This window comes from Nisaea sediminum (genome assembly GCF_014904705.1).
In the GTDB taxonomy this organism is placed as follows: Bacteria; Pseudomonadota; Alphaproteobacteria; order Thalassobaculales; family Thalassobaculaceae; genus Nisaea; species Nisaea sediminum.
In genome coordinates this window covers 787,669-811,043 of the sequence record NZ_JACZCQ010000006.1, presented here as the reverse complement: position 1 = coordinate 811,043, position 23,375 = coordinate 787,669, and the positions used below count along the sequence as shown (strand labels likewise).

Below are 23,375 nucleotides of genomic sequence, written 5' to 3'. Positions count from 1 at the left end.
TACAGTGACCCCATGATCGAAAATCCCGAAGCCCGCCGCCTGCTCGCCTCCGTGCGCGGCAGGACCGTCGCGATCATGGGCGGCTCCTTCAATCCGGCGCACGAGGGTCATCTCGACATCGCCCTGCTGGCACTGCAGAAGCTGCGGGCGGACGAGGTCTGGTGGATGGTCTCGCCGCAGAACCCGCTGAAGACGGCCGACGATATGGCGCCCTTCGAAGAGCGCAAGGCCTCCGCCGAACGGCTGGCGCGGGGTCATCCCCGGATCAGGGTCACCGATATCGAGGTGCTGCTCGGCACCCGTTTCACCGCCGATACGCTCGGATCCCTCGCCGCCGGAGCGCCTTTCACCCGTTTCATCTGGGTCATGGGTGCCGACAATCTGGTCGGCTTTCACCGCTGGGCGGAATGGCAACAAATCTTCAACAGTGTCGTCATTGCAGTTTTCGACCGGCCAACCTATTCTTTAAGGGCCTTGTCGGGCCCGGCGGCCCGCCGTTTTGCCAAGGCCCGCATCCGGCAACGGTCCGGCTGGCGCCTCGGCAGACGACGGGCACCGGCGTGGGTGTTCTTTCACACCCCGTTGAACGCGTTGTCCGCGACCAGTATCCGCTACGGATCGGATCGGCCGGACAGCAAAGGTCGAACCCGACAAATGCAATGAGTTGGTGCCGTTCTGGAACGGCGGTGCCGCAACGTTATCGGCTTAGCGCCCCTTGGCGCGAAAGGAGACAGTCATACAGAAAAAAGCCGCTCTCCCGTCCCGGGAAAGCCTCGTCGAACTGGCCTCTCGCTCGCTCGACGACAGCAAGGCCGAGGATCTGGTCGTCATCGACCTCGAAGGCAAATCCTCCATCAGCGATCACATGCTGATCGCAAGCGGGCGATCCACCCGCCAAGTCTCCGCCATGGCGGAGCATCTCGTCGAAAAGCTCAAATCCGTCGGTGTGAAGGGCATCTCGGTCGAGGGCCAGTCGCAGGGCGATTGGGTTCTGATCGATGCCGGCGACATCATCGTCCATCTCTTCCGTCCGGAAGTCCGCGAGTTCTACGCGCTCGAGAAGATGTGGGGCGGCGAGCCGCCGGCGCATGCCAAGGTCGTGCAGATCGGCGACGCGCACGGGCCCCGCGAGATGGCGCACGCCTGAGGACTGACCGGATCGGGGCGCGGCGTTACAGGCACGGACGGGCGCCCGCCCGATAGATACGGTCCGGAGGTAAGAGACTGTGAAACTGACCCTCGCCGCGGTCGGCAAGGCGCGCCGCGACGTGCATGCCGATCTGTACGCCCATTACCGCGGCCGTTTGACCTGGCCCCTCGAGCTGAAGGAAGTGGACATCCGCCGCAAGCTGCCGCCGGAGCAGCTGCAGGAGGAGGAAGCCGGCCAGTTGCTGGCACAGGTCCCGGACGGCGCGATCGTCGTGGTGCTGGACGAGCGCGGAAAGACGCTGTCGAGCGCCGAGTTCGCCGAGAAGATCGGCACCTGGCGGGACGAAGGTGTGCGAGACATCGTCTTCCTGATCGGCGGGGCCGACGGACATCACGAGAACTGCCGCAAGCGGGCCGATCTTCTGCTCTCCCTCGGCCGGGCGACCTGGCCGCACATGCTGGTGCGCGGCATGATCGCCGAACAGCTCTACCGCGCGCAGCAGATTCTGGCCGGACATCCCTATCATCGGGAATGACCGGCGCCTTTGAACACGTTATAACCGCCGCATCATGACAGATCAGACACAGAAACCGCGTCCCGTCGTCCTCTGCATCATGGATGGATGGGGCCAGCGCGCCGAGCGCGACAACAACGCCGTCCTGCTCGCCAACACCCCGAATGTCGACCGCCTGACCGCCGCCGGGCCGAGCGGGCGGATGCGCGCCAGCGGCGCCGATGTCGGCCTGCCGGACGGGCAGATGGGTAATTCCGAGGTCGGGCACATGAATCTCGGCGCCGGGCGCGTCGTCATGCAGGACCTGCCGCGGATCGACGCCGCCGTCGCCGACGGCTCGCTGGCGACGAACCCGGAACTTCTGAAGCTGATCGAGGCGGCGAAGGCCGGGACCGGCCGCTGCCACCTGCTCGGCCTGACCTCGCCCGGCGGCGTTCACGCCCACCAGACCCACATTGCCGCCCTCGCCCGCGCCCTGACGCAGGCCGGTGTCGAGGTGCTGGTGCATGCCTTTCTCGACGGCCGCGACACGCCGCCGAAGAGCGCCCGCGGAGACATCGAGCGGCTTTTGGCAGACCTTCCGGAAGGCGCCCGCATCGCCACGATTTCGGGCCGCTTCTACGCGATGGACCGCGACAAGCGCTGGGAACGGGTGGAGCAGGCCTACAAGGTCATTGCAGAAGCGGAAGGAAATAAGGCCGAGGACCCGCTGGCCGAAATCGACCGCGCCTATGCGGCCGGCGAGACCGACGAGTTCGTCACCCCCGCCGCGCTGCCCTTCTATGACGGCATGCGCGACGGCGACGTGCTCTTGTCCGCCAATTTCCGCGCCGACCGGATGCGCGAGATTCTCGCCGCCCTGCTCGACCCGGCATTCGACGGTTTCGCGCGCAAGCGCACGCTCTCGTTTGCCGCGGCGGCCGGCATGGTGAGCTATTCGGCGGCGCTGGACCCGTTCCTCTCCGTCCTCTTCCCGGCCGTCGAGCTCCGCAACACGCTCGGCGAGACCGTCGCGAATGCCGGACTGACCCAGCTTCGCATGGCGGAGACCGAGAAGTACCCGCATGTCACCTTCTTCCTCAATGGCGGTCGCGAGGAGGTCTTCGAGGGCGAGGACCGGATCATGGTGCCGTCACCGAAAGTGCGGACCTACGATCTGCAGCCGGAAATGTCGGCACCGGAAGTGACCACGAAGCTGGTCGCGGCGATCGAGAGCCGGAAATACGACCTGATCGTGGTCAACTACGCCAACCCGGACATGGTCGGCCATACCGGCAGTCTCGAGGCCGCGATCAAGGCGGTGGAAACCGTCGACGACGCCGTCGGACAGATCGAGGCCGCGCTGAAGAAGGTCGGCGGCTGCATGTTCCTGACCGCGGACCACGGCAATTGCGAACAGATGCTGGATCCCGAAACCGGCGGACCGCACACCGCGCACACGACCAACCTCGTGCCGACCGTCCTGGTCAACGCGCCGGCGGGCATCGGGGCGCTCGCGACCGGCCGTCTCGCGGATGTCGCGCCGACGCTGCTCGAGCTCATGGGTGTCGATCAGCCGACGGAAATGACCGGGACCTCGATGCTCCGTGCCAGCGCCGCGAGCGCGGCAGAGTAGCAGCGGCGGGCCATGCGGAAGGCGGCCAGCAAGATCGGAGCACCGCTCGCCGCGTCACTGCTGATCGTCCTCGGAACGGTCCGGCTTGCCGGAGCGGCCGAATCGCTTCCCGATCCGGAGAAGCTCGACGAGAACCTGAAGAAGGTCGAACGGGCCCTCCAGCAGGGCTCGGCCCGAAAGCGCGATCTCGACCAGCTGGCCGACAGCGTCGAGAGCGAGCTGCAGCGCCTGCGCCGCGCGCTCGTCCTCGCCGCCGAGGCGACACAGGAGCGCGAGGCCGAACTCACCGCCGTCGAGACCAAACTCTCGGAACTGGAAGCCGAGCGGGAAACCAGCCTCGGCACGCTCGCCGTCAAGAAGCAGCAGCTGGTAAAAGTCTCGGGCGCGCTGCGCCGCCTCGCGGCCCGCCCGCCAGTCGCCATGATCGCGTCGCCGGCCGATCCGCTCGACACCGTCCATACCGCGATGCTGCTCGGCTCCGTGCTTCCGGACCTGCAGCGGGAGGCCGCCCGGCTTTCCGGAGAGATAGCCCGCCATGCCGCGGTCGAACGCGAGATCCGCGAGGAGCAGGAACGGCTGGCCTCGGCCGGCGCCGCTCTCGAGGAGGAGCGGGTACGGGTCACCGCGCTGCTGGAGGCGAAGCAGGCGGCGCGAAACTCGATGGCCGCCGAGCGCAGTGCCGTCACGGACAGACTGAACGAGCTGGCCGCTTCGGCACGCGACCTCCGCGACCTGATGCGGCGGGTCGAGCAGCATCAGGCGAAGAGCGATTCGGCGCGCAAGCGGCTCAATTCCATCGTCGGCAAGGGCGGGCAGCCCTCGGGCGAGAGCGCGGTCACGCCCGGCGCCGCCCCGCCGTCCGCGCCGTCCGTTTCGGCAGGTGAGACGGATTTCGTCGCCAGCCTCCCCAGCGGCCCCGGGATCGCAAGCAACAAGGGCGATCTGACCTATCCCGCCGCAGGGAAAGTCAGCCAGCGGTTCGGCGCGTCGAACGCCCTCGGCCTGACCGAACGCGGGGTTGTGATCGCGACCCGCGAGAGGGCCCAGGTGGTTGCGCCTTTTGACGGAAAAGTCATTTATGCGGGGCCGTTTCGCGGATATGGTCAGATTGTGATGATTGAACATGGCGACGACTATCTTACCTTGTTGGCAGGTATGTCCTCGGTTGATGTTCAGGTTGGACAGGGTGTGCTCGCGGGAGAGCCGATTGCCCGTATGGGCGTGGCCGGAACCGGTGCGGAGGGGACGGACGGACTCTATGTGGAGTTTCGCCACAATGGTGCCCCGATAGATCCGCTACCATGGTGGTCCGCGCGCACGAACAAGGTAAAGCGATGATGAAATCGATCCGTCAGATGAAATCCTGGTCCCGGGTAGCCCTGCTGGGCGCCGTCGCCGCAACCGCCCTGCTGGCGGTGCCGGCGATGGAGCACGCGGACGCCCAGTCCCAGAACGACACCGATACCTACCGTCAGCTCAGCCTGTTCGGCGACGTGTTCGAGCGGGTGCGCTCCGAATATGTCGAGGAGGTGAGCGATCAGGAGCTGATCGAGGCCGCCATCAACGGCATGCTGACCTCGCTCGACCCGCATTCCAGCTTCCTGAATTCCAAGAGCTTCCGAGACATGCGGGTGCAGACCAAGGGCGAATTCGGGGGCCTCGGGATCGAGGTCTCGATGGAGAACGGCCTGGTCAAGGTGGTCTCGCCGATCGACGACACGCCGGCGGCAAAGGCCGGCCTGCAGCCGGGCGATCTGATCACCCATCTCGACGGCGAGCCGGTGATGGGCCTGACCCTCGGCCAGGCGGTCGAAAAGATGCGCGGCCCGGTCGATTCCGACCTGACGATTTCCATCCGGCGGCAGGACGCAGAGCCCTTCGACGTGACGCTGACCCGTGCGGTCATCAAGATCCGCTCGGTACGCTCGCGGATGATCGACGATGTCGGCTATATCCGCATCACCACCTTCAACGAGCAGACCACGACCGGCCTGCAGAACGCGATCGAGAAGATCAAGGCGGAGAAGGGCGACAAGCTCACAGGCTATGTGATCGACCTGCGCAACAATCCGGGCGGACTGCTCGACGAGGCGATTTCCGTCTCCGACACCTTCCTGGAACAGGGCGAAATCGTCTCCACCCGCGGCCGCGATCCGGAGAATGCCTCCCGCGTCCATGCCAAGCCGGGCGATCTGACCGACGGAAAGCCGCTTGTCGTCCTGATCAACGGCGGCTCCGCCTCGGCTTCGGAGATTGTCGCAGGTGCGCTGCAGGACCACCGGCGCGCGATCCTTCTCGGGACCCAGAGCTTCGGCAAAGGCTCCGTCCAGACGATCATCCCGCTCTCGGGACAGGTCGCGATGCGGCTGACGACGGCGCGCTATTACACGCCGTCCGGACGTTCTATCCAGCAGACCGGGATCGCGCCGGACATCAATGTGCCGCTGGCCCGGATCGAGAAGCTCGACAACAGTCAGGCCCGGCGCGAGGCGGATCTGCGCGGAGCGCTGAACAATCCGAGCGGAAACGGCGTGGCAAAACCCGAAGCCGCTGACGGCGAAGACACGGCGCAGCCCCCGGAACAGGCAGATTACCAGCTCGCCCGGGCAATCGACCTGCTGCGCGGCATCGATCTCTACCGTCAACGCATCGTGAATTGAAGCTCCCCATACCCAAAATAAACCTGAAGCTTCCGGCGCTCCCTTTTCGCAAGCGGGGCCCGGGGGCGGAGGTTGAGATCGGTCCGGCAGGACCCAGCAGGCTTGGACGCATTCTCAGGCTTGCCGGGACGGCTCTGCTCGCGGTCGCGGCGATCGGAGGGCTCGGAGCAATCGTCGGCTGGCTCGTGGTGAACGGCCCTGAAACCGTCGCCGAACGGGCTGCCCGGCAACCGGCCCTGACCGTTCCGATCCTCGCGGAGGGAGAACATCCGGAGCCGAATTCGAGCCTCGATGCCATGGCGGCCAAACAGCCGGAGGGTCATGGCGAAATGGCCGCCGATTCGCACGGGGCCGCGGCCGGAAACGGCGCACCCGCCTCGTCATCGGACGGGCATGGCGCCCCGGCCGAACCGATGGCCCCCGAGCAACAGGGGCCGCGTTTCGAGCTCGCCCTCGTGGAAGAGACAGAAAAAGGCATGCTGCCCGTCGTCGCTCCGGACGGGCGAAAGGCCTGGGAGGTTTATGCACGGCCTTTCGAGGCGGAGGCCTCCCTGCCGCGAATCGCCATCATCATGACCCGGATGGGTATCTCGCGTTCCCTGACGGCGGCCGCGATCGAGGTTCTCCCCCCGGAGATCTCGTTCTCCTTTTCGACCACCTCCTCCGACCTCGATGAACAGGTGGCGCTTGCCCAGAAGGCCGGACACGAGGTCTTTCTGGATGTGCCGATGGAGCCTTTCGGCTATCCGGCCAACGATCCGGGACCGACCACCCTGCTCACGTCCCTCAGCGCCGTCGATAACCTGAACCGCCTCGAAACAGTGCTTGGCCGGACGGTCGGCTATGCGGGTGTGATCGGGGTCAAGGGGTCGCAGTTCACCACCGACGAGGAAGCCCTGACGCCGGTCCTTTCGGTTCTGAAGGAGCGCGGCCTCATGTATGTCGACAGCGCAGCGTCCTCGCGGACGATCGCCCTCGAGATCGCGGGCACGCTCCAGCTTCCCCGCGCCGTTGCCAACTGGCGAATCGACGACGGTCCGGCGCTGGCCGAGATGCAGCGCCGTCTATCGGCGCTGGAGCGCACCGCGCAACGCTCAGGCTATGCGCTCGGCGTGGTACCGCCGTTGCCGATCACCATCGATCTTCTCGCCTCCTGGGCCGCAACCCTGCCCGAGCGCGGCCTCGTCCTTGCGCCGGTCACAGCGCTCGCGAATAAGCAGAGCCTGCGCTGAAGACCCGTCCCGCCGTTACGGAGAACCCCATGACCGCCGACCCCTCCACGCTGCCCTATCGGCGGAATGTCGGGATTGTTCTGATCAATGACGAGGGCGAGATCTTCATCGCCCGGCGCGCGAACTTCCGCCCGGATGCCTGGCAGATGCCGCAGGGCGGGATCGATGACGGCGAGGCCCCGCGGGAGGCCGCTCTGCGCGAACTCGCCGAGGAAACCGGCGTCACCGCCTGCGAGCTGCTTGCAGAGACCTCCGGCTGGCTGACCTACGACCTTCCGCCCGAGGCGCTGGGAAAAGCTCTGAAGGGCCGCTACCGGGGGCAGAAGCAGAAATGGTTTCTGGCCAGATTTACCGGCAAGGACCGGGAGATCGATCTTGCCGGGGACACGGTCGAGTTCGATGCCTGGCGCTGGGCCGGAAGCGACGAGGTTCTGGCGCTGATCGTCGATTTCAAACGTCCCGTCTATCAATCGGTGATTGATCAGTTTGCGACCTATCTGAAGCGCTAGTCGTCTTGCCATCGCGCACGGTGCTGGTAGGCTGACATCTTTCCGGACGCCGGCTTCCGCCCTCCATCGCGGTTTCACCGGTGACTTGATCCATTTTTAGTATCGAGGGGCGATGGCCGCGGGCAGCGACACCCTACCGCAGACATTCGAGCGCCGGGGCACCTGCGTTCCTCTGCTTTCCGTGCCCGCCTTCAACCATCTGCGGGTGCGCGAGTATGTCACCAGCCGCGGCAGGCTTCTCGAAGCAACGATTCCGAACTTCTCGGGCACCCGGCGCGGCGAATTCGCCATCGTCGACTGGAAGCAGCTCCCCAACATGGGGACCTTGTCAGAGCGCGACGAGGAGGTTCACGGGCGGATCCTGGCGACGCGGAACGCACTCGATCTCGATCCGATCAATGTCCGCGCGATCCTGCAGCAGGCGGATTCGGCCTACAATCCGGACGAGGAGCGCCGGCGGAAAGCCCGCGAACAGGCGCAGCGTGACCTCGAGGAGCGGGAAATCGTCCGGATGTCCTGCATCGCGCAGATGACGCGCGAATGCGGTGTCGCCCAGGGCGATACATTCATGGCCCGGGCGAGCACGCAGACGCTCCTCAACCTGATGTCCGGCAAAAGCGCGATCGCGGATTTCCGCATGGAGGAGCTGGTTGCGAAGGTCATGTCGCACACGGCGCTCCGGGCCGGCTGCTCGGTCGAGGACGTACGCGACTGGCTGGAGCCGCTCGTCGGGTTGATCGCACCCTTCGGGTCCGTCGCCTCGAAAACCGAGAAGCGGACCGACGGCTTCCTCTTCCGTCAACATTTGCGGCTGCTCGATTTCCGCGGGTCTCTCAAACTCTATTCAGTCGAGGCCCGTCCCGAGGTTTCGGATTCCGTCGAGCTCATCCTCAGGGTGCTCGACCAGACCATCGGGTTTGTGAGCGAGCGGATCGTAAAGCTGGATTCCCTGCTCGCGAGCATCGCCGGCATGTTCCAGCAGGTCGAGAATTCTGTCGACCAGCTTCAGAAGTTGCGCCGCGACGTGGCCTACGGTCTCGACGGATGGGACGATCTCGTCTCTGTCTGGCTCGATGCCAGTGAGAACAGCCATCTGATCGGCGGCGAGAAGGGCACGGAGCGGGCGATCGCTCACATCCTCTGGCACCTGCCGGTCATTCCCTACAAGGAACTCCACGGCAACGCCTTCGACAGCCAGTCCTCCGTCGAGCGTGCCCGCGTCAAGCTGGTGAGCCAGATGCACTCCTGGCAGACGGACGAGCTGGATATCGAACTGAAAGACCGGATCGAGAAATCGAAATCCAAGAAGGACGAGGGCGGCTCGCGCTGGGAGGCCTCATAAGGAAACGGCCGGCAAATGCCGACCGTCCCTCAATATTCGTAAATGCGTCGCCGTCAGTGGCTGGCAGCCGCGCGCATGGCTTCCAGAACGGTGATGCGGGACTCGATCCGCTCACGCTCGAGGTCCGCTTTCGCGTCCTTCAGATCGTCACGCAGATCGGCGAGATCCTTGTCGACCTTCGCCACATCGACATCCGCCAGCGGCAGGGCCTCTTCGGCGAGCACGGTGCAGCGGGTCTCGGTGACTTCGGCGAAGCCGCCGGCGACGAAGATGCGCTCGGCAACCGAGCCCTTCTGATAGACGTCGATCACGCCGGGCCGCAGCGTCGAGATCATCGGCGCGTGGCGCGGCAGCACACCGAAGTTACCTTCCGCACCCGGAACAACGACCATTTCGGTCTCTTCCGAGTAGAGAAGCTTCTCCGGCGATACCAGTTCGAACTGTGTCGTCTCGGCCATCGTTATGGCTCCACTCCGTTAGACGGACGCGATCAGGCCGCTTCCGCCGCCATCTTCTTGGCCTTCTCGACGGCTTCCTCGATGGTGCCGACCATGTAGAAGGCCGCTTCCGGAAGATCGTCGTACTCGCCGGCAACGATGCCCTTGAAGCCTTTGATGGTGTCTTCGAGGGAAACCAGCTTGCCCGGGGAACCGGTGAAGACCTCGGCGACGTGGAACGGCTGGGAGAGGAAGCGCTGGATCTTCCGGGCGCGGGCCACGGTCAGGCGGTCTTCTTCCGAGAGTTCGTCCATGCCGAGAATGGCGATGATGTCCTGCAGGGACTTGTAGGTCTGCAGCACTTCCTGCACCGAACGGGCAACCGAATAGTGCTCGTCGCCGATGACCCGCGGGTCGAGCATGCGCGAGGTGGAGTCGAGCGGATCGACCGCCGGATAGATACCGAGCTCGGCGATCGAACGGCTGAGAACCGTGGTCGCGTCAAGGTGCGAGAAGGACGTGGCAGGCGCCGGGTCGGTCAAGTCGTCGGCCGGCACGTAAATGGCCTGCACCGAGGTGATCGAGCCCTTCTTGGTGGTGGTGATGCGTTCCTGCAGGGTTCCCATGTCGGTCGCGAGGGTCGGCTGATAGCCCACCGCTGACGGGATACGGCCGAGAAGCGCGGACACTTCGGAGCCGGCCTGCGTGAAGCGGAAGATGTTGTCCACGAAGAACAGCACGTCCTGGCCTTCCTCGTCGCGGAAATATTCGGCCTGGGTCAGACCGGTCAGCGCGACGCGGGCACGGGCACCCGGCGGTTCGTTCATCTGGCCGTAGACCAGCGCGGCCTTGGAGCCTTCGCCGCCCGGCACGATAACGCCGGATTCGACCATTTCGTGGTAGAGGTCGTTACCTTCACGGGTCCGTTCACCGACGCCCGCGAACACGGAGTAACCGCCGTGCGCCTTCGCGACGTTGTTGATCAGTTCCATGATGAGAACGGTCTTGCCGACGCCGGCGCCGCCGAACAGGCCAATCTTACCGCCCTTGGCGTACGGCGCGAGCAGGTCGACGACCTTGATGCCGGTGACCAGGATCTCGGCTTCGGTGGACTGCTCCTCGAAGGTCGGGGCCGAACGGTGGATCGGGAATTTCGCCTTGGTCTTCACCGGCGCGCCTTCGTCGACCGGATCGCCGATGACGTTCATGATGCGGCCGAGGGTTTCCGGTCCGACCGGAACCATGATCGGGGACCCGGTGTCCTCGACCGGCTGGCCGCGCACCAGACCTTCGGTACCGTCCATGGCAATGGTCCGCACCGTGTTCTCGCCGAGGTGCTGAGCGACCTCCAGAACCAGCAGGTTGTCGCCGTTTTTCGTGTGCAGGGCGTTCAGGATCGCCGGGATCTCACCGTCGAACTGAACGTCGACAACAGCGCCGATAACCTGTGTGACTTTGCCTGTCGCATTCTTAGCCATAAGTCAGCTCCAAACCTCTATCCGGGATATCCGGATCCTCGTTAATTCCTTGGACCGAGTTCTTCTTCCGGCGCGGCCTAGACGGCCTCGGCACCGGAGATGATCTCGATAAGCTCTTTCGTAATGGCCGCCTGGCGCGCCCGGTTGTAGTTCAGCGTCAGCTTGTCGATCATGTCGCCGGCGTTCCGCGTGGCGTTGTCCATCGCGGTCATCCGGGCACCATGCTCGCTGGCATTGCTTTCCAGCAGCGCCGTGAAGATCTGGGTCGCGACGTTGCGCGGCAGCAGGGCCGCGAGGATCGCTTCCTCGTCCGGCTCGTATTCGTAGAGCGCACCGCTCTCCGATCCGGCCGGGCCTTCGCCGGCTTCCGGCATGCTCGCCGGAATGATCTGCTGTTCGGTGACGATCTGGGTCATCGCCGACTGGAAGCGGTTGAACAGCACGGAACAGACGTCGAAGTCGCCATCCTCGAACATCTTGAGGATACCGGCTGCGATCTCGTCGGCGCTGGAGAAGGCGACGCCCTTGCGGGTCACGTCCTGAACCGAATTGACGATCATCTCGCCGAATTCGCGCTTCAGGGCGTCACGGCCACGCTTGCCGACGCAATAGATCTTCACCGTCTTGCCGCCCGTGCGCAGGGCACGGATCCGGCGGCGGGCCGCCCGGATGATCGAGCTGTTGAAGCCGCCGCAAAGACCGCGGTCCGCGGTGAAGACGACGAGCAGATGCACGTCGTCCTTCCCGGTACCGGCCAGCAGCTTCGGGCCGCCGGCCTGCGTCGCGGCACCGGCCAGCGACGCGATCATGCGGTTCATCCGCTCGGCATAGGGCCGAGAGGCCTCGGCCTGCTCCTGGGCGCGGCGCAATTTGGCGGCCGCGACCATTTTCATGGCCGATGTGATCTTCCGCGTCGACTTGACGCTGTTGATCCTGATTTTCAGGTCCTTGAGGCTGGGCATCTTTGCTCCCCGGCTCGACTAGCGTCGGATCCTTACGCGAAGGTCTTGGCGAAGCCGTCGAGGAACGCCTTCAGCTTTTCTTCGGTCTCCGAGGAGAGCGCCTTCTCGTTCCGGATCGTCTCCAGGATATCTTTGCCCTTGGCACGGATCTCGGAAAGATAGGCCTGCTCGAAGCGGGTCACGTCGCCCAGCGGCAGCTGGTCGAGATAACCGCGCACACCGGCGAAGATGATCGCCACCTGCTCCTCGACCGCGAGCGGCGAGTATTGCGGCTGCTTCAGCAGCTCGGTCAGGCGGGAACCGCGGGCCAGCAGCTTCTGCGTGATCGGGTCGAGGTCCGACGCGAACTGCGCGAAGGCCGCCATTTCACGATACTGGGCAAGCTCGAGCTTGATGGTACCGGCAACCTGCTTCATCGCCTTGATCTGGGCGGCGGAACCGACGCGGCTGACCGAGAGGCCGACGTTCACCGCCGGGCGGATGCCCTGGTAGAACAGTTCGGTCTCGAGGAAGATCTGGCCGTCGGTGATCGAGATCACGTTGGTCGGAATGTAGGCCGAGACGTCACCGGCCTGGGTTTCGATGACCGGGAGGGCGGTCATGGAACCGGCGCCCTGGTCGTCGTTCAGCTTCGCCGCGCGCTCCAGAAGGCGGGAGTGCAGGTAGAAGACGTCGCCCGGGAAGGCTTCGCGCCCCGGCGGGCGGCGCAGCAGCAGGGACATCTGGCGATAGGCGACGGCCTGCTTGGACAGATCGTCATAGACGATGACCGAGTGCATGCCATTGTCGCGGAAGTACTCGCCCATGGTGCAGCCGGTATACGGCGCGAGATACTGCATCGGCGCCGGCTCGGAAGCGGTGGCGGCCACGACGATGGAATATTCCATCGCGCCGTAGTCCTCCAGGGTCTTCACGATCTGGGCGACGGTGGAACGCTTCTGGCCGATCGCGACATAGATGCAGAACAGCTTCTTGCTGTCGTCGTCGCCGGCCGCTTCGTTCACGGACTTCTGGTTGATGAAGGTGTCGATGGCGATCGCGGTCTTGCCGGTCTGGCGGTCACCGATGATCAGCTCGCGCTGGCCACGACCGACCGGGATCAGGCTGTCGATGGCCTTGAGGCCGGTCTGCATCGGCTCGTGCACCGACTTACGCGGCATGATGCCCGGCGCCTTGACCTCGACGCGCTTGCGCTCGACGTCCTTCAGCGGGCCCTTGCCGTCGATCGGGTTGCCGAGACCGTCGACCACGCGGCCGAGCAGGCTCTTGCCGACCGGAACGTCGACAATGGCGCCGGTCCGCTTGACGGTGTCGCCTTCCTTGATGCCGCGGTCTTCACCGAAGATAACGACACCGACATTGTCGTCTTCGAGGTTCAGCGCCATACCCTGGACGCCGCCCGGGAACTCGACCATTTCGCCGGCCTGGACCTTGTCGAGGCCATAGACACGGGCGATACCGTCACCGACGGAGAGAACCTGACCGACTTCGGCCACCTCTGCTTCGGTTCCGAAATTCGCGATCTGTTCCTTCAGGATCGAAGAAATCTCAGCGGCGCGGATATCCATCAGCCAACACCTTTCATAGCAAGTTGCAGACGCTGCAGCTTGGAACGGATTGAGTTGTCGATCATGCGCGAACCGACGCGCACGATAAGTCCGCCGATCAAAGCCGGATCGACGGAGAGATTGACGGCGACCTTCTGACCGACCGCCTTCTTGATGGCGTCGGTCACGTCGGCGAGCTGCTCTTTGCTCAGCTCGACGGCGGAGGTCACATCGGCCGTGACCTCGCCGCGGCGTGCGGCGAGCTCGGCAAGGAATGCGGTGATCATCGCGTCCAGCGCGAAAAGGCGCCGGTTGCCCGCGACGGTCCCGATGAATTTCTGGGTCAGCGCCTGGGCGCCCATCTTTTCGAGAACGGCCGTGATGCCGCGCGTCTGCTCGTCCCGGGAAAGCACCGGCGAGCGGACCAGACGCAGAAGCTCGGGGCTTTCAATCAGGGCCTGCCGCAGCGACCGAAGATCGTCCGCAACGGCGTCCAGAGCTTTCTCGCCGTCCGCCAGCTCATAGAGGGCGGACGCATATCTTCCGGCCAAGCCTGTCGTTTCGGAAGCCACCAGAGAACGCCTCTTCTTCCTGAGATTTCACCGGGTTACCGGATCCGGATCGGGCCAGATCGGTTCCAGGCGAATATTGACCAAAAATTACCCTCGTCGACGGCAGTTTCCGCCGAGCGCGGCGGTTCTCTAGCATAGTGGTTCACCCCGTGCAAGCGGTCCCTGCCCGCTTCCCGCATGGTGCATCCTCCGGGGCGGATTACCCCGGAACTCAGAGGAAACTGTAGGGGTCGATATCGACCGTGACACGAACCGCGGAGGGAATCTCCACACGCGCGAGCCAGTCTCTCAGAACTGCCTGGATGTTGATCTCGCGCCGGGTCTTCACCAGCAGCCGCCGCCGGTGCCGTCCGCGCAGCAAGGCGAGCGGCGCCGGAGCCGGTCCGAGAACGGAAACGCCCTCCAGATTCGGCGCCGCACGGCCGATCCGGCTGGCCACCATGTCGGCCTGGTTCGGATCGGCGGCGCTCACGATCAGGCCGGCAAGGCGGCCGAAGGGCGGCATGCCCTGCCGTTCCCGCGCCGATGCCTCCTCGGCAAGGAAACCGTCCCGGTCCCACTCGGCCAGTGCCTTCAGCACCGGGTTCTCCGGCTGATGGGTCTGCAACAGCACGCGGCCCGGGTGCTCCGCCCGCCCGGCCCGGCCTGCGACCTGGTGAAGCAGCTGGTAGGTCCGTTCCGCCGCGCGGAGATCGCCGCCGGCAAGGCCGAGATCGGCATCGACGACGCCGACCAAAGTCAGCTTCGGAAAATGGTAGCCCTTGGCCACGATCTGGGTGCCGAGAATGATGTCGACCTCACCCTCGTTGACGCTGCGCACGAATTCCGCCGCCGCCGCCGGGCCATTGAGCGTATCGCTGGAGACGATCTGGAAGCGGGCCTCGGGAAAGAGCGCGGCCACCTCCTCGGCCATCCGCTCCACACCAGGGCCGCTGGCGACGAAACTGTCCTCCGCCGCGCAGGACGGGCAGGCTTTCGGCAGCCGCGCGCTGTAGCCGCAATGATGGCACTGCAGCCGGCCGAGCAGCCTGTGCTCGACCAGCCAGGCGGAACAGCTCGGGCATTCCAGCCGATGCCCGCAGGCCCGGCAGAGGGTCAGCGGCGCATAGCCCCGGCGGTTCAGGAAGATCAGCGACTGCTCGCCGGCTTCAAGCGCGGCTTTCATGGCGTCGACCAGCGGCTTTGAGAGCCAGCGCCCGCGCTCCGGCTGGTGGCGGCGGAGATCGACCAGCTCGACCTTCGGAAGCGTGGCGGCGCCGTGCCGCGCGGTCAGGCGCAGATGGACGTAACGGCCCTGCTCGGCGTTGCGCAAGCTCTCCAGTGCCGGGGTCGCGGAGACCAGCACCACCGGGCAGGGCGTCAGGCTGGCCCGCACCACCGCCATGTCGCGGCCGTGATAGACCACGCCCTCCTCCTGCTTGTAGGCGGATTCATGCTCTTCATCGACGACGATCAGGCCGAGATCGGGAAAGGGCAGGAAAAGGGCGGACCGGGCCCCGACCAGCACACGGACCTTGCCTTCCGCGACCGCGCGCCAGGTATGGCGGCGGCGGCGCGGCTTCAGATCCGAGTGCCATTCCGCCGGGCGCACCCCGAAGCGTGCCTCGAAACGGTTCAGCCATTCCGAGGAGAGCGCGATTTCAGGGAGCAGCACCAGCACCTGCTTGCCGCGCCGGAGCGCCTCCGCCACTGCTTCGAAATAGACCTCGGTCTTGCCCGCGCCGGTCTCGCCGTCGAGCAGCAGGGCGGAGAAGCGTTCCGCCCTCACCGCTTCGGTCAGCGTTTCAGCGACTTCGCCCTGCTCTTCCGAGAGCGGCGTTTCCCGGTGCCGTTCGGGATCCGGATCAGGGAAGGGCGCATCGGCGGGCAGGGCCACCGAGATGAGCCCTCCACCTTCGGCGAGCCCTTTCACCACCGAGGTGCCGACGCCGGTCTCCTCCGCGATCTCCTTCGCCGTCCGCGGCGGGCCGTCCTCCAGCAGCGCGAGAACCCGTCGGCGGGCGGACGTCAGTTTGAGACCGAGCGCTTCGACAGCCCCGGGGCCGCCCGGCAGTGCCGTGTATGCCGTCACCGGTTTCGCCGGCTCGAACGCGTCGGGCACGCTGATCGCCATGCGCAGCACCGCACCCTGTGCGGAGAGCGTGTAGGAGGCGACCCAGTCGACCAGCCGGATCACCGGCTCCGGCAGCGACGGCACGGGCAGGCGGCGGAATACCGGTTTCAGCCGCTCCCGCGCGACCTGGTCGCTCTCCGGTACCTCCGGAACCTCCATGTTCCAGACCACGCCGACGGTCCGCCGATTGCCGAGCGGCACCTCGACGATGCTGCCGAGCGTCAGGTCGGACTCCGCCTCGGCGAGATAGTCGTAAGGCCCCGCGAGCGGCAGCGGGATCAGCACCTGGATGCGGCGGAGCTCATCTTGGAAGAGGTCGGACATGGAGCGGAGTGTGGCGGCGGCGCCCGTGCTCCGCAACGGCGCAGCGCACAGACGGGCGGAACCGCGGCCGGATCAGGGGGCGAAGAGACCCTCGAGCCAGGATGAGACGGCGCCGATCGCCGCGGCGTTCGGCTGCTGCGCATGGGACAGGAGCCAGACTTCCCGCTCCGCAAACGGCTCCGCATCGACCGGGTCGAACACCTGCAACCGGGAATCGCCATCGGCGATCATGGTGGGGAGAATCGAGCGTCCGATCCCGGCGGCGACCGCTTCGAGCGCGCTCTCCGCATCGCCGACCCGAAGCCCCGACACCGATTCCCCCACGCGCCGGGCCCGCCGGGCAAGCCAGCGGGCATGGGGCAGATGCGCCATGGCGGCCTCGTAGAGAATCCACGCGACGCCGCCGGTACCGGACTGAGTCTCGTAGGCCCGATAAAACAGGGTTCCGATTCGCCGCGCCTTCACGTCGCTGCCACCGGTTTCGGGCCTCGCCAGACGGAGCGCGAGGTCGGCCTCGCGGCGGGTCAGGCTGAGATCCCGATTCTCGGGTACCAGCTCAAGCGTCAGCTCCGGATGGGCAGAGAACAGCGCCCCGGAGGCCGGCGCGAGCAGGTGGTTCACCAGCATCGGCACCGCGGTCAGCCTGACGGTTCCCGCCACCGCCTTCCGCCGATCCCCGAGCAGGGATGCCGCCGCGTCCGCCTCCCGCTCCATTGCCAGCGCCCGCTCGGCGATCTCTTCTCCGAGCGGCGTAAGGGCCAGGCGTCGCTGCGAACCCCGGATCACAAGATCGATTCCCGCCGCCTCCTGAAGCTGCGCGATGCGGCGCGACACCGTCGTCTGGTCGATGCCGAGCAGGCGGGCTGCAGCCGCGACCGACCCGCCGCGCTGCACCGCCGCCAGAACCTGCAGGTCGTACCAGTTCATATTCTGCATTTTCGCAGATTAAATCTTCGAACTCCCTTGTTCAATTCTCATGAATGCAGAGTGAGGATTGCCCGGCAGAGAACCAGACAGAGGAGCCAACCATGAAATTCGCCGTTCTGTTCGAAGACGATCCCGCCGCCGACCCGGATATCCGCAAGACCCACATGCCCGCCCATCTCGCGTTTCTTGACGCCAACAAAGCACGGATCGATGCGGCCGGGCCGTTGCCGTCCTATGGCGAGAGCGCGGGCGGTCTCTGGATCGTCGAGGCGCCCGACGCGGAGGCCGTGGAGACACTCGTTCACGCCGACCCATTCTGGCCGACCGGACTTCGCAAATCCGTCCAGGTGCTGGCCTGGAAGCAGGTCTTCGCCGGAGGGCGGCGCCTGATCTGATCGGCGGTCCGCCGTCACTGTCCGTTTCTTTCGGCAATGTGAAAAGCTCCGGCAAGGGCCCGGCGTCTCTGGCACAGCACCCTTGTATGCGCTAGACTCGCCGGGTCGATTCGGTCATACGGGGCCCGGATTCACCACCTGCCGAGGATACAGGACGACATGAAATTCTTCATCGACACCGCCGACGTCGCGGAGATCAAGGATCTGGCCGCGACCGGTCTCGTGGACGGGGTCACCACCAACCCGTCGCTGATCGCGAAATCGGGCCGCCCGATCCTCGAAGTGATCAAGGAGATCTGCGGGATCGTCGACGGTCCGGTCAGCGCAGAAGTGACCGCGACGGACCATGCGACGATGCTGAAGGAAGGCCTCTTCCTCGCCAAGCTCGCCGACAATATCGCCGTGAAGGTGCCGCTCACGGTGGACGGCCTGAAGACCTGCAAGGCGCTCGCCGACGAAGGCATTCCGGTGAATGTCACGCTCTGCTTCTCGGCCGGCCAGGCCCTGCTCGCCGCCAAGGCCGGCGCCGCCTTCATCTCGCCCTTCGTCGGCCGGCTCGACGACATCGGCGTTCCGGGTATGGATCTGATCGCGGATATCGCCGACATCTACGCAAACTACGATTTCGACACCGAGATCCTGGTCGCCTCCGTGCGCGGCCCGCAGCATGTGATCGATGCGGCGAAACTGGGCGCGGACGTCGCCACCGTGCCGCCGGGCGTGTTGCGCAGCCTCTACAATCACCCGCTCACCGACAAGGGCCTCGACGCCTTCATGAAGGACTGGGCGAAGACCGGTCAGAGCATCCTCTGAGCAGGAAGGACGGGCCATGACAGGCAAGGGATCCGCGGCGGAGCCGGGCAAGAGCGTGAAGGAGGCGGCGAACCGTCCTGCCCCGACGCTCACGGCCGAACAGGTCGCGGACTACCTGTCGGCCCATCCGGACTTTCTGGTCGCCCATCCGGAGCTGATGGATATCCTGACCCCGCCCAGCCGGACCAGCGGCGAGGCGGTGGTCGACATGCAGCATTTCATGCTGGAGCGCCTGCGCTCGGAAAACCAGCGCCTGAAGGATTCGCATGCCGGTCTGATCGCGACGGCGCGCGGCAACCAGACGACGCAGAACCGGATCCACGCGGCGGTGCTGCGCATCGTCGCCGCCACCTCGTTCGACAATCTGATCCAGACCGTGACCATCGACCTGCCGGTGATGCTCGGCATCGACGTGGTGACGATCTGCATCGAGGCCGGCGACGTGCCGATCCCGAAGGCCTATGCCTCGGGCGTGCGCTCGATCCCGGCAGGGACGATCGACCGCAAACTCGGCGCCGGCAAGGACGTGATGCTGGCCGCCAACGTGGACGGCGACGAGGAGATCTTCGGCGCGGCCGCGGGGCTGGTGTCCTCCATGGCGCTCGCCCGCATCCAGGTCAGCCCGCATTCGCCGATGGGCCTGATGGCCTTCGGGACCCGGGACAGCGAGGCCTATCACCACGGGCAGGCGACCGAACTTCTGAGCTTCCTCGCCCGCACCACGGAACTGACCATCCGGCAATGGCTGAACCTGCCGGGCTAGCGGCCCCCGACCGCCCCAGAAATCTGCCGGGCGCGATCGGGGCCTGGAGACTCTGGCTGGCGAGCGAGAAGCGTGCCTCCGCCCACACCAGCGACGCCTATGAACGGGACCTCGAAAGCTTCCTCTACTTTCTGCAGGACCATCTCGGGCAGGCGCCGGAGATCGCCGATCTCGCGGCGCTGAAACCGGCCGACTTCCGCGCCTGGCTGGCGCGCCGGGCCTCCGGCGGCTACGCCAAGACCTCGACCGCCCGCGCGCTCTCCGTCGTGCGCGGTTTCTTCCGCTTTCTCGAGCGCCGGAACGTGCTCGCGAACGCCGCGATCTTCGCGATTCGCGGCCCGCGCATCCCCGCCTCGGTCCCGAAAGCACTGACGGTCACGGAAGCGGCGGAAACGCTGGAGGCGGTCGGCGAGCTCGCGTCCGAACCCTGGATCGCGGCCCGCGACGTGGCGCTGGTCTCCCTGCTCTACGGCGCCGGTCTGCGCATCGGCGAGGCGCTTGCGCTCAACCGCGGCGACATGCCGAAAGGCGACACGCTCGCCGTCACCGGCAAAGGCAACAAGCAGCGCATCGTGCCGATCCTGCCCGCAGTCCGCTCCGCCATCGAGGATTATCTCGCCCGTTGCCCCTATCGCGGCGGGCCGGAAGACCCGCTCTTCCTCGGCGCGCGCGGCAAGCGCCTTCAGGCGGGGATCGCCCAGCGCACGATGCGGCAGGCGCGCGGCTGGCTCGCCCTGCCGGAAAGCGCGACGCCACATGCGCTCCGCCATTCCTTCGCCACGCATCTGCTCGCGGGCGGCGGCGATCTCCGGGCGATCCAGGAGCTGCTCGGCCATGCCTCGCTCGCAACGACCCAACGCTATACCAGCGTCGACGCGGAACGCCTGATGGATGTGCATCGACGCGCCCATCCGCGCGACCGCTAAGGTGCCCGGAAACGCTCAGGCGGACGCCGAGTGACGGGAGCCTCTCAACCCGGGACAGCGGGAACCGGATGTTTCAGATCCGGCTCGTCATGCAGGAAAGTCAGGCTGAGCGACACGACAAGATCATCGTCATCTGGTCGCCCGGCGGCGGCGCTCAGAGACTCCGCACTCTCACGGTCGAGGGCGACCCCCAGCTCGAGCAAGCCGGCACCGAACCCCGTCAGACCCGGCCTCGGGATCTCCGCCCGAATCGTCGCAGCGACGTTGGAGAACAGGGCATGATCGACGATCCAGCCGCCGGCGCCGGTCACGAGCCTGCCGACGGATGCAATGATCCCGTGCCGGTTCTGTCGGGTGACACCTGCGATCATCAAGCGCGGCGCTCTCACGTGAATCTCCTCAGTTCCGAAAGAAGATCAGCTTCCGTTCCTCTTCCCATTCCGGCACCCAGAAAAAATGATGCAGGTCGCACATCCCGTCCTCGACGATGATGGCCAGCGGACAGGCGCCCTCGATCCCCAGCATCTCGCGCGCCTCCTCGTCGGTGAACTGCTCAAGCGACATCTTCGGCGGAGGCGTGCCAGTACCGCAGAGACCGGCCTGGTTCGCGCTGTCGAAAGGGACGACGACGGATTCGGAGACCAGCTGCCCTTCCTCCCGTGCGGCGACGACAAGAAGGAATCTCCGGCCGTCCGGATTGTCGTGACTGACATATCCCGCGACCTTGTCGGCATCGCCGTCGCAGGTCACGTCCCCGGTCAGCACCTGCCAGTCGTGGGCAGCGGCGTGCTCTCCGCCGTGAAAGCGCATCTCGCCCTTGAGCTCGGCATCGGTAACGTCCTGCGCCCGGACAGAATCCGGGGCGAACACGGCGGCGAGCGCCGCAACAAGGAATATCCGCATCCGTCCGGTCATCGCTTTTCGTCCCTGCCCGACCCTCAGTTCTTCACCGGCATGAGACGGTCGTCCCGATCCGGTTCCGCACTCCAGAAATAGCGGTGCGCGGCGCACAGCCCGTCGTCGATCCTGACCACGACTGGACACGCATCCTCTTTCCCGGTCAGCTCCCGTGCCTCCTCCGGTGTCAGCCGCTCGAGACTCAGGACCGGCGGCGGCTTTCCCTCGCCGCAGAGACCGCGATCGTGCCGCTCGTCGAAGAAGGTGACCGTCGCATCGGAGACAAGCTTGCCGTCTTGCCGCGTGACCACCGTGAAGAAGAAACTGAGACCCTCCGGATTGTCCAGATCGACATATCCGGCCACCTTGTCGGCCGCACCGTCGCAGGTGAGGTCTCCGGTCAGACGCTGCCAGTCGTAATGGAAAACGCTCTGCCCGCCCTGGAAACGCATTTCGGAGGCCAGCTCGCCGTCGGAAACGTCCTGCGCCAGCACGCCGGGCGCAACCAGCGCACCGAGGAACAGCGTCAGACAGATGACCCGCATTCTCGACCTTTCTCACTTCTCTTGCGCGCGTCCGGCCGCTCGGACATGCTCCCAACGACATGTCTCACCGGCGGTCTTCGTCTCTGACGGCGCAAGGTCGGCCGACACAATAATGAACCCGTCCGACGAGGGAAGAGCCGATGCCGGAAATCGCGCATAAAGGCTACAAGCCGACCATCTGGGAAGATCTCGCGGGCGCGCCGCATCCCTCGCTCAGTTTCCAGAATTCCTTCTGGCATTCCGTCGCCCCGGCGGGACCGGAGGCCAGGCGCCTCGAGGGCGAGGCGCGCACGGAGATCGCCGTCGTCGGCGGCGGCTTCCTCGGGCTCTCGACCGCCCTCCATCTCGCCGAGGCGGGTCACAAGGTGACGCTGCTGGAAGCGGACGAAGCCGGGTTCGGGGCCTCGGGCCGCAATACCGGTTTCGTCGTCCCCAACCTGCTGACCGGGCTCGACCCGCGCTATGCCAAAGACAAGTTCGGCGCCGAGAAGGGCGAGCTTCTGGTCCGCATGCTCGGCGAGGGCGGCGAGCTGGTCTTCGACCTGATCCGGCGCCACGGCATCGAGTGCTGGGGCAAGCAGACCGGCTGGATGCAGCCGATCCATGCCGCGAACAAGGTGGAGTGGCTGAAGGACCGGGTGCAGCAGTGGCAGGACCTCGGCCGACCGGTCCGCCTGCTCAGCCGCGAGGAGGCGATCGCGGAGACCGGCTCCGAGGCCTATCACGGCGCCTTCCTCGATCCGACCGGCGGGCACCTGAACCCGCTCGCCTTCGTCCGCGGCCTCGCCCATGCGGCGGTCCGGGCCGGCGTCACGCTCCATATCGACAGCCGGGCGACCTGGATCGAGAAGCAGGGCGCCGAGTGGCGTCTCTCGACCGATCACGGCACACTCGTCGCGGACCGGGTGCTGCTGACCACCAACAGCACCGGCGGCGGGCTCGCGCCGAAGGCGGAAGGCACGCAGTTCCCGATCACCCTCTTCCAGGTCGCGACCCAGCAGCTCGATCCGGAGCTGCGCAAGAGCGTATTGCCGAACGACCGCTGCTCGGCGGATACCCGCAAGGACCTGATCGCCTACCGCTGGACCGACGACAACCGGATCGTCACCGGCGGCCTGCTCGCCAATCCGTTCGGCTCGGTCGAGCGCGGGCGCACGCACCATCTCGGGCGGCTGCAGGCATTGCTGCCGCAATTGCCGGACCTCCGGGCAGACTTCGCCTGGCAGGGCCGACTCGCCGCCGCGCGAGACTACATGCCCCGGCTGATGCGGCTCGGCGACGGCGCCTTCTCGGCCATCGCCTGCAACGGCCGCGGCATCGCCATGACCACGGCGCTCGGCCGCAAGCTCGCGCTCTGGCTAGACGGCGGCTCGAACGAGGAACTGCCTCTGCCGATCACCGACCCCGACCCGGTGGCGCTGCCAAGCCTCGCACCGCTCGCCTTCTCGCTCTGGCTGCCCTTCAGCCGGCGCCAGGATGCGAAGGATCTGAGGGGTTCCTGATCTTTACCGTCGTCATTCCCGCGCACGCGGGAACCCAGGGATCGTAGAACCGGGCCCGCCTTCCCTGGGTCCCCATTGGCATGGGGATGACGACCATTTGTGAGTGAATGGGCAAACAAAAACCGCGGCCCGAGGGCCGCGGCTTCTGTTTC

At 66.0% G+C, this 23,375-nt stretch carries 24 protein-coding genes; 14 read left to right on the top strand and 10 right to left on the bottom strand.

The window, feature by feature from the left end; translation table 11 throughout:
- Positions 1 to 12 precede the first annotated feature (12 nt).
- From IG122_RS15890 to IG122_RS15850, 9 genes are all read left to right on the top strand, one after another.
- Positions 13 to 663, top strand: coding sequence for a nicotinate-nucleotide adenylyltransferase (locus IG122_RS15890; RefSeq protein ID WP_193185482.1), 651 nt, complete (start codon positions 13 to 15; stop codon positions 661 to 663).
- A gap of 73 nt (positions 664 to 736) precedes the next feature.
- A complete protein-coding gene (rsfS, locus tag IG122_RS15885) occupies positions 737 to 1,147 on the top strand; it encodes a ribosome silencing factor (RefSeq protein ID WP_319024913.1) in 411 nt (136 codons plus the stop codon).
- Positions 1,148 to 1,226: 79 nt separating this feature from the next.
- Positions 1,227 to 1,685, top strand: a complete 459-nt coding sequence (rlmH, locus tag IG122_RS15880) for a 23S rRNA (pseudouridine(1915)-N(3))-methyltransferase RlmH (protein ID WP_193185461.1) — start codon at positions 1,227 to 1,229, stop codon at positions 1,683 to 1,685.
- 34 nt (positions 1,686 to 1,719) lie between these two features.
- Positions 1,720 to 3,279: a 2,3-bisphosphoglycerate-independent phosphoglycerate mutase gene (gene gpmI, locus IG122_RS15875; protein ID WP_193185458.1), complete on the top strand. Its 1,560-nt coding sequence runs from the start codon at positions 1,720 to 1,722 to the stop codon at positions 3,277 to 3,279.
- Between the two features lie 12 nt (positions 3,280 to 3,291).
- Positions 3,292 to 4,617 (top strand): murein hydrolase activator EnvC family protein, encoded by a 1,326-nt coding sequence (locus IG122_RS15870; RefSeq protein WP_193185455.1) that lies wholly within the window; start codon positions 3,292 to 3,294, stop codon positions 4,615 to 4,617.
- The gene (locus tag IG122_RS15865; protein ID WP_226893674.1) at positions 4,617 to 5,939 is read left to right on the top strand and encodes a S41 family peptidase; all 1,323 of its coding nucleotides are present in this window, start codon (positions 4,617 to 4,619) and stop codon (positions 5,937 to 5,939) included. Before IG122_RS15870 ends, IG122_RS15865 begins: the two co-directional genes overlap by 1 nt.
- On the top strand, positions 5,936 to 7,171 hold the full coding sequence (locus tag IG122_RS15860) for a divergent polysaccharide deacetylase family protein (RefSeq protein ID WP_193185452.1): 1,236 nt from the start codon (positions 5,936 to 5,938) through the stop codon (positions 7,169 to 7,171). The genes IG122_RS15865 and IG122_RS15860 overlap by 4 nt, the downstream gene beginning before the upstream one ends.
- 29 nt (positions 7,172 to 7,200) lie before the next feature.
- Complete coding sequence (locus IG122_RS15855) at positions 7,201 to 7,680, top strand: RNA pyrophosphohydrolase (protein WP_193185449.1); 480 nt, start codon at positions 7,201 to 7,203, stop codon at positions 7,678 to 7,680.
- Between the two features lie 112 nt (positions 7,681 to 7,792).
- Complete coding sequence (locus tag IG122_RS15850; protein WP_193185446.1) at positions 7,793 to 9,022, top strand: hypothetical protein; 1,230 nt, start codon at positions 7,793 to 7,795, stop codon at positions 9,020 to 9,022.
- 53 nt (positions 9,023 to 9,075) lie between these two features.
- Here the strand turns inward: IG122_RS15850 and IG122_RS15845 are convergent, their stop codons facing one another.
- From IG122_RS15845 to IG122_RS15815, 7 genes are all read right to left on the bottom strand, one after another.
- On the bottom strand, positions 9,076 to 9,480 hold the full coding sequence (locus IG122_RS15845; RefSeq protein ID WP_193185443.1) for a F0F1 ATP synthase subunit epsilon: 405 nt from the start codon (positions 9,478 to 9,480) through the stop codon (positions 9,076 to 9,078).
- Positions 9,481 to 9,512: 32 nt separating this feature from the next.
- Entirely contained in the window at positions 9,513 to 10,937 is a 1,425-nt protein-coding gene (gene atpD, locus IG122_RS15840) for a F0F1 ATP synthase subunit beta (protein ID WP_193185440.1), read from the bottom strand.
- Positions 10,938 to 11,014: 77 nt separating this feature from the next.
- Positions 11,015 to 11,899: a F0F1 ATP synthase subunit gamma gene (locus IG122_RS15835; protein WP_193185436.1), complete on the bottom strand. Its 885-nt coding sequence runs from the start codon at positions 11,897 to 11,899 to the stop codon at positions 11,015 to 11,017.
- A 32-nt stretch (positions 11,900 to 11,931) separates the two neighbouring features.
- On the bottom strand, positions 11,932 to 13,467 hold the full coding sequence (gene atpA / locus IG122_RS15830; RefSeq protein ID WP_193185432.1) for a F0F1 ATP synthase subunit alpha: 1,536 nt from the start codon (positions 13,465 to 13,467) through the stop codon (positions 11,932 to 11,934).
- Positions 13,467 to 14,018 carry a F0F1 ATP synthase subunit delta gene (locus tag IG122_RS15825; RefSeq protein ID WP_193185428.1) on the bottom strand — a complete coding sequence of 184 codons (552 nt, stop codon included), beginning with the start codon at positions 14,016 to 14,018 and terminating at the stop codon, positions 13,467 to 13,469. The genes atpA and IG122_RS15825 overlap by 1 nt, the downstream gene beginning before the upstream one ends.
- Before the next feature lie 211 nt (positions 14,019 to 14,229).
- Positions 14,230 to 16,455 carry a primosomal protein N' gene (locus IG122_RS15820; RefSeq protein ID WP_193185424.1) on the bottom strand — a complete coding sequence of 742 codons (2,226 nt, stop codon included), beginning with the start codon at positions 16,453 to 16,455 and terminating at the stop codon, positions 14,230 to 14,232.
- A gap of 72 nt (positions 16,456 to 16,527) precedes the next feature.
- Positions 16,528 to 17,391 (bottom strand): LysR family transcriptional regulator, encoded by an 864-nt coding sequence (locus IG122_RS15815; RefSeq protein WP_193185421.1) that lies wholly within the window; start codon positions 17,389 to 17,391, stop codon positions 16,528 to 16,530.
- A gap of 92 nt (positions 17,392 to 17,483) precedes the next feature.
- Between IG122_RS15815 and IG122_RS15810 the strand changes: the two genes are divergently transcribed.
- The 4 genes from IG122_RS15810 to IG122_RS15795 all read left to right on the top strand — a co-directional run bounded on the left by IG122_RS15810 (position 17,484) and on the right by IG122_RS15795 (position 20,279).
- Positions 17,484 to 17,777 carry a YciI family protein gene (locus IG122_RS15810; protein ID WP_193185417.1) on the top strand — a complete coding sequence of 98 codons (294 nt, stop codon included), beginning with the start codon at positions 17,484 to 17,486 and terminating at the stop codon, positions 17,775 to 17,777.
- 159 nt (positions 17,778 to 17,936) lie between these two features.
- Positions 17,937 to 18,590, top strand: a complete 654-nt coding sequence (fsa, locus tag IG122_RS15805) for a fructose-6-phosphate aldolase (protein ID WP_193185413.1) — start codon at positions 17,937 to 17,939, stop codon at positions 18,588 to 18,590.
- Between the two features lie 16 nt (positions 18,591 to 18,606).
- The gene (locus tag IG122_RS15800) at positions 18,607 to 19,353 is read left to right on the top strand and encodes a DUF484 family protein (protein ID WP_193185408.1); all 747 of its coding nucleotides are present in this window, start codon (positions 18,607 to 18,609) and stop codon (positions 19,351 to 19,353) included.
- The gene (locus IG122_RS15795; RefSeq protein WP_193185403.1) at positions 19,332 to 20,279 is read left to right on the top strand and encodes a tyrosine recombinase XerC; all 948 of its coding nucleotides are present in this window, start codon (positions 19,332 to 19,334) and stop codon (positions 20,277 to 20,279) included. Before IG122_RS15800 ends, IG122_RS15795 begins: the two co-directional genes overlap by 22 nt.
- Positions 20,280 to 20,323: 44 nt before the next feature.
- Here IG122_RS15795 and IG122_RS15790 read toward each other — a convergent pair whose 3' ends face one another.
- Genes IG122_RS15790 through IG122_RS15780 form a run of 3 tightly spaced genes read right to left on the bottom strand, consistent with a single transcriptional unit; the run spans position 20,324 to position 21,721 of the window.
- Complete coding sequence (locus tag IG122_RS15790; protein WP_193185400.1) at positions 20,324 to 20,668, bottom strand: hypothetical protein; 345 nt, start codon at positions 20,666 to 20,668, stop codon at positions 20,324 to 20,326.
- Positions 20,669 to 20,678: 10 nt separating this feature from the next.
- Positions 20,679 to 21,194 (bottom strand): hypothetical protein, encoded by a 516-nt coding sequence (locus IG122_RS15785; RefSeq protein WP_193185397.1) that lies wholly within the window; start codon positions 21,192 to 21,194, stop codon positions 20,679 to 20,681.
- A gap of 23 nt (positions 21,195 to 21,217) precedes the next feature.
- Positions 21,218 to 21,721, bottom strand: a complete 504-nt coding sequence (locus tag IG122_RS15780; protein WP_193185394.1) for a hypothetical protein — start codon at positions 21,719 to 21,721, stop codon at positions 21,218 to 21,220.
- 140 nt (positions 21,722 to 21,861) lie between these two features.
- Between IG122_RS15780 and IG122_RS15775 the strand changes: the two genes are divergently transcribed.
- Positions 21,862 to 23,223, top strand: a complete 1,362-nt coding sequence (locus IG122_RS15775; protein WP_193185390.1) for an NAD(P)/FAD-dependent oxidoreductase — start codon at positions 21,862 to 21,864, stop codon at positions 23,221 to 23,223.
- Positions 23,224 to 23,375 lie beyond the last annotated feature (152 nt).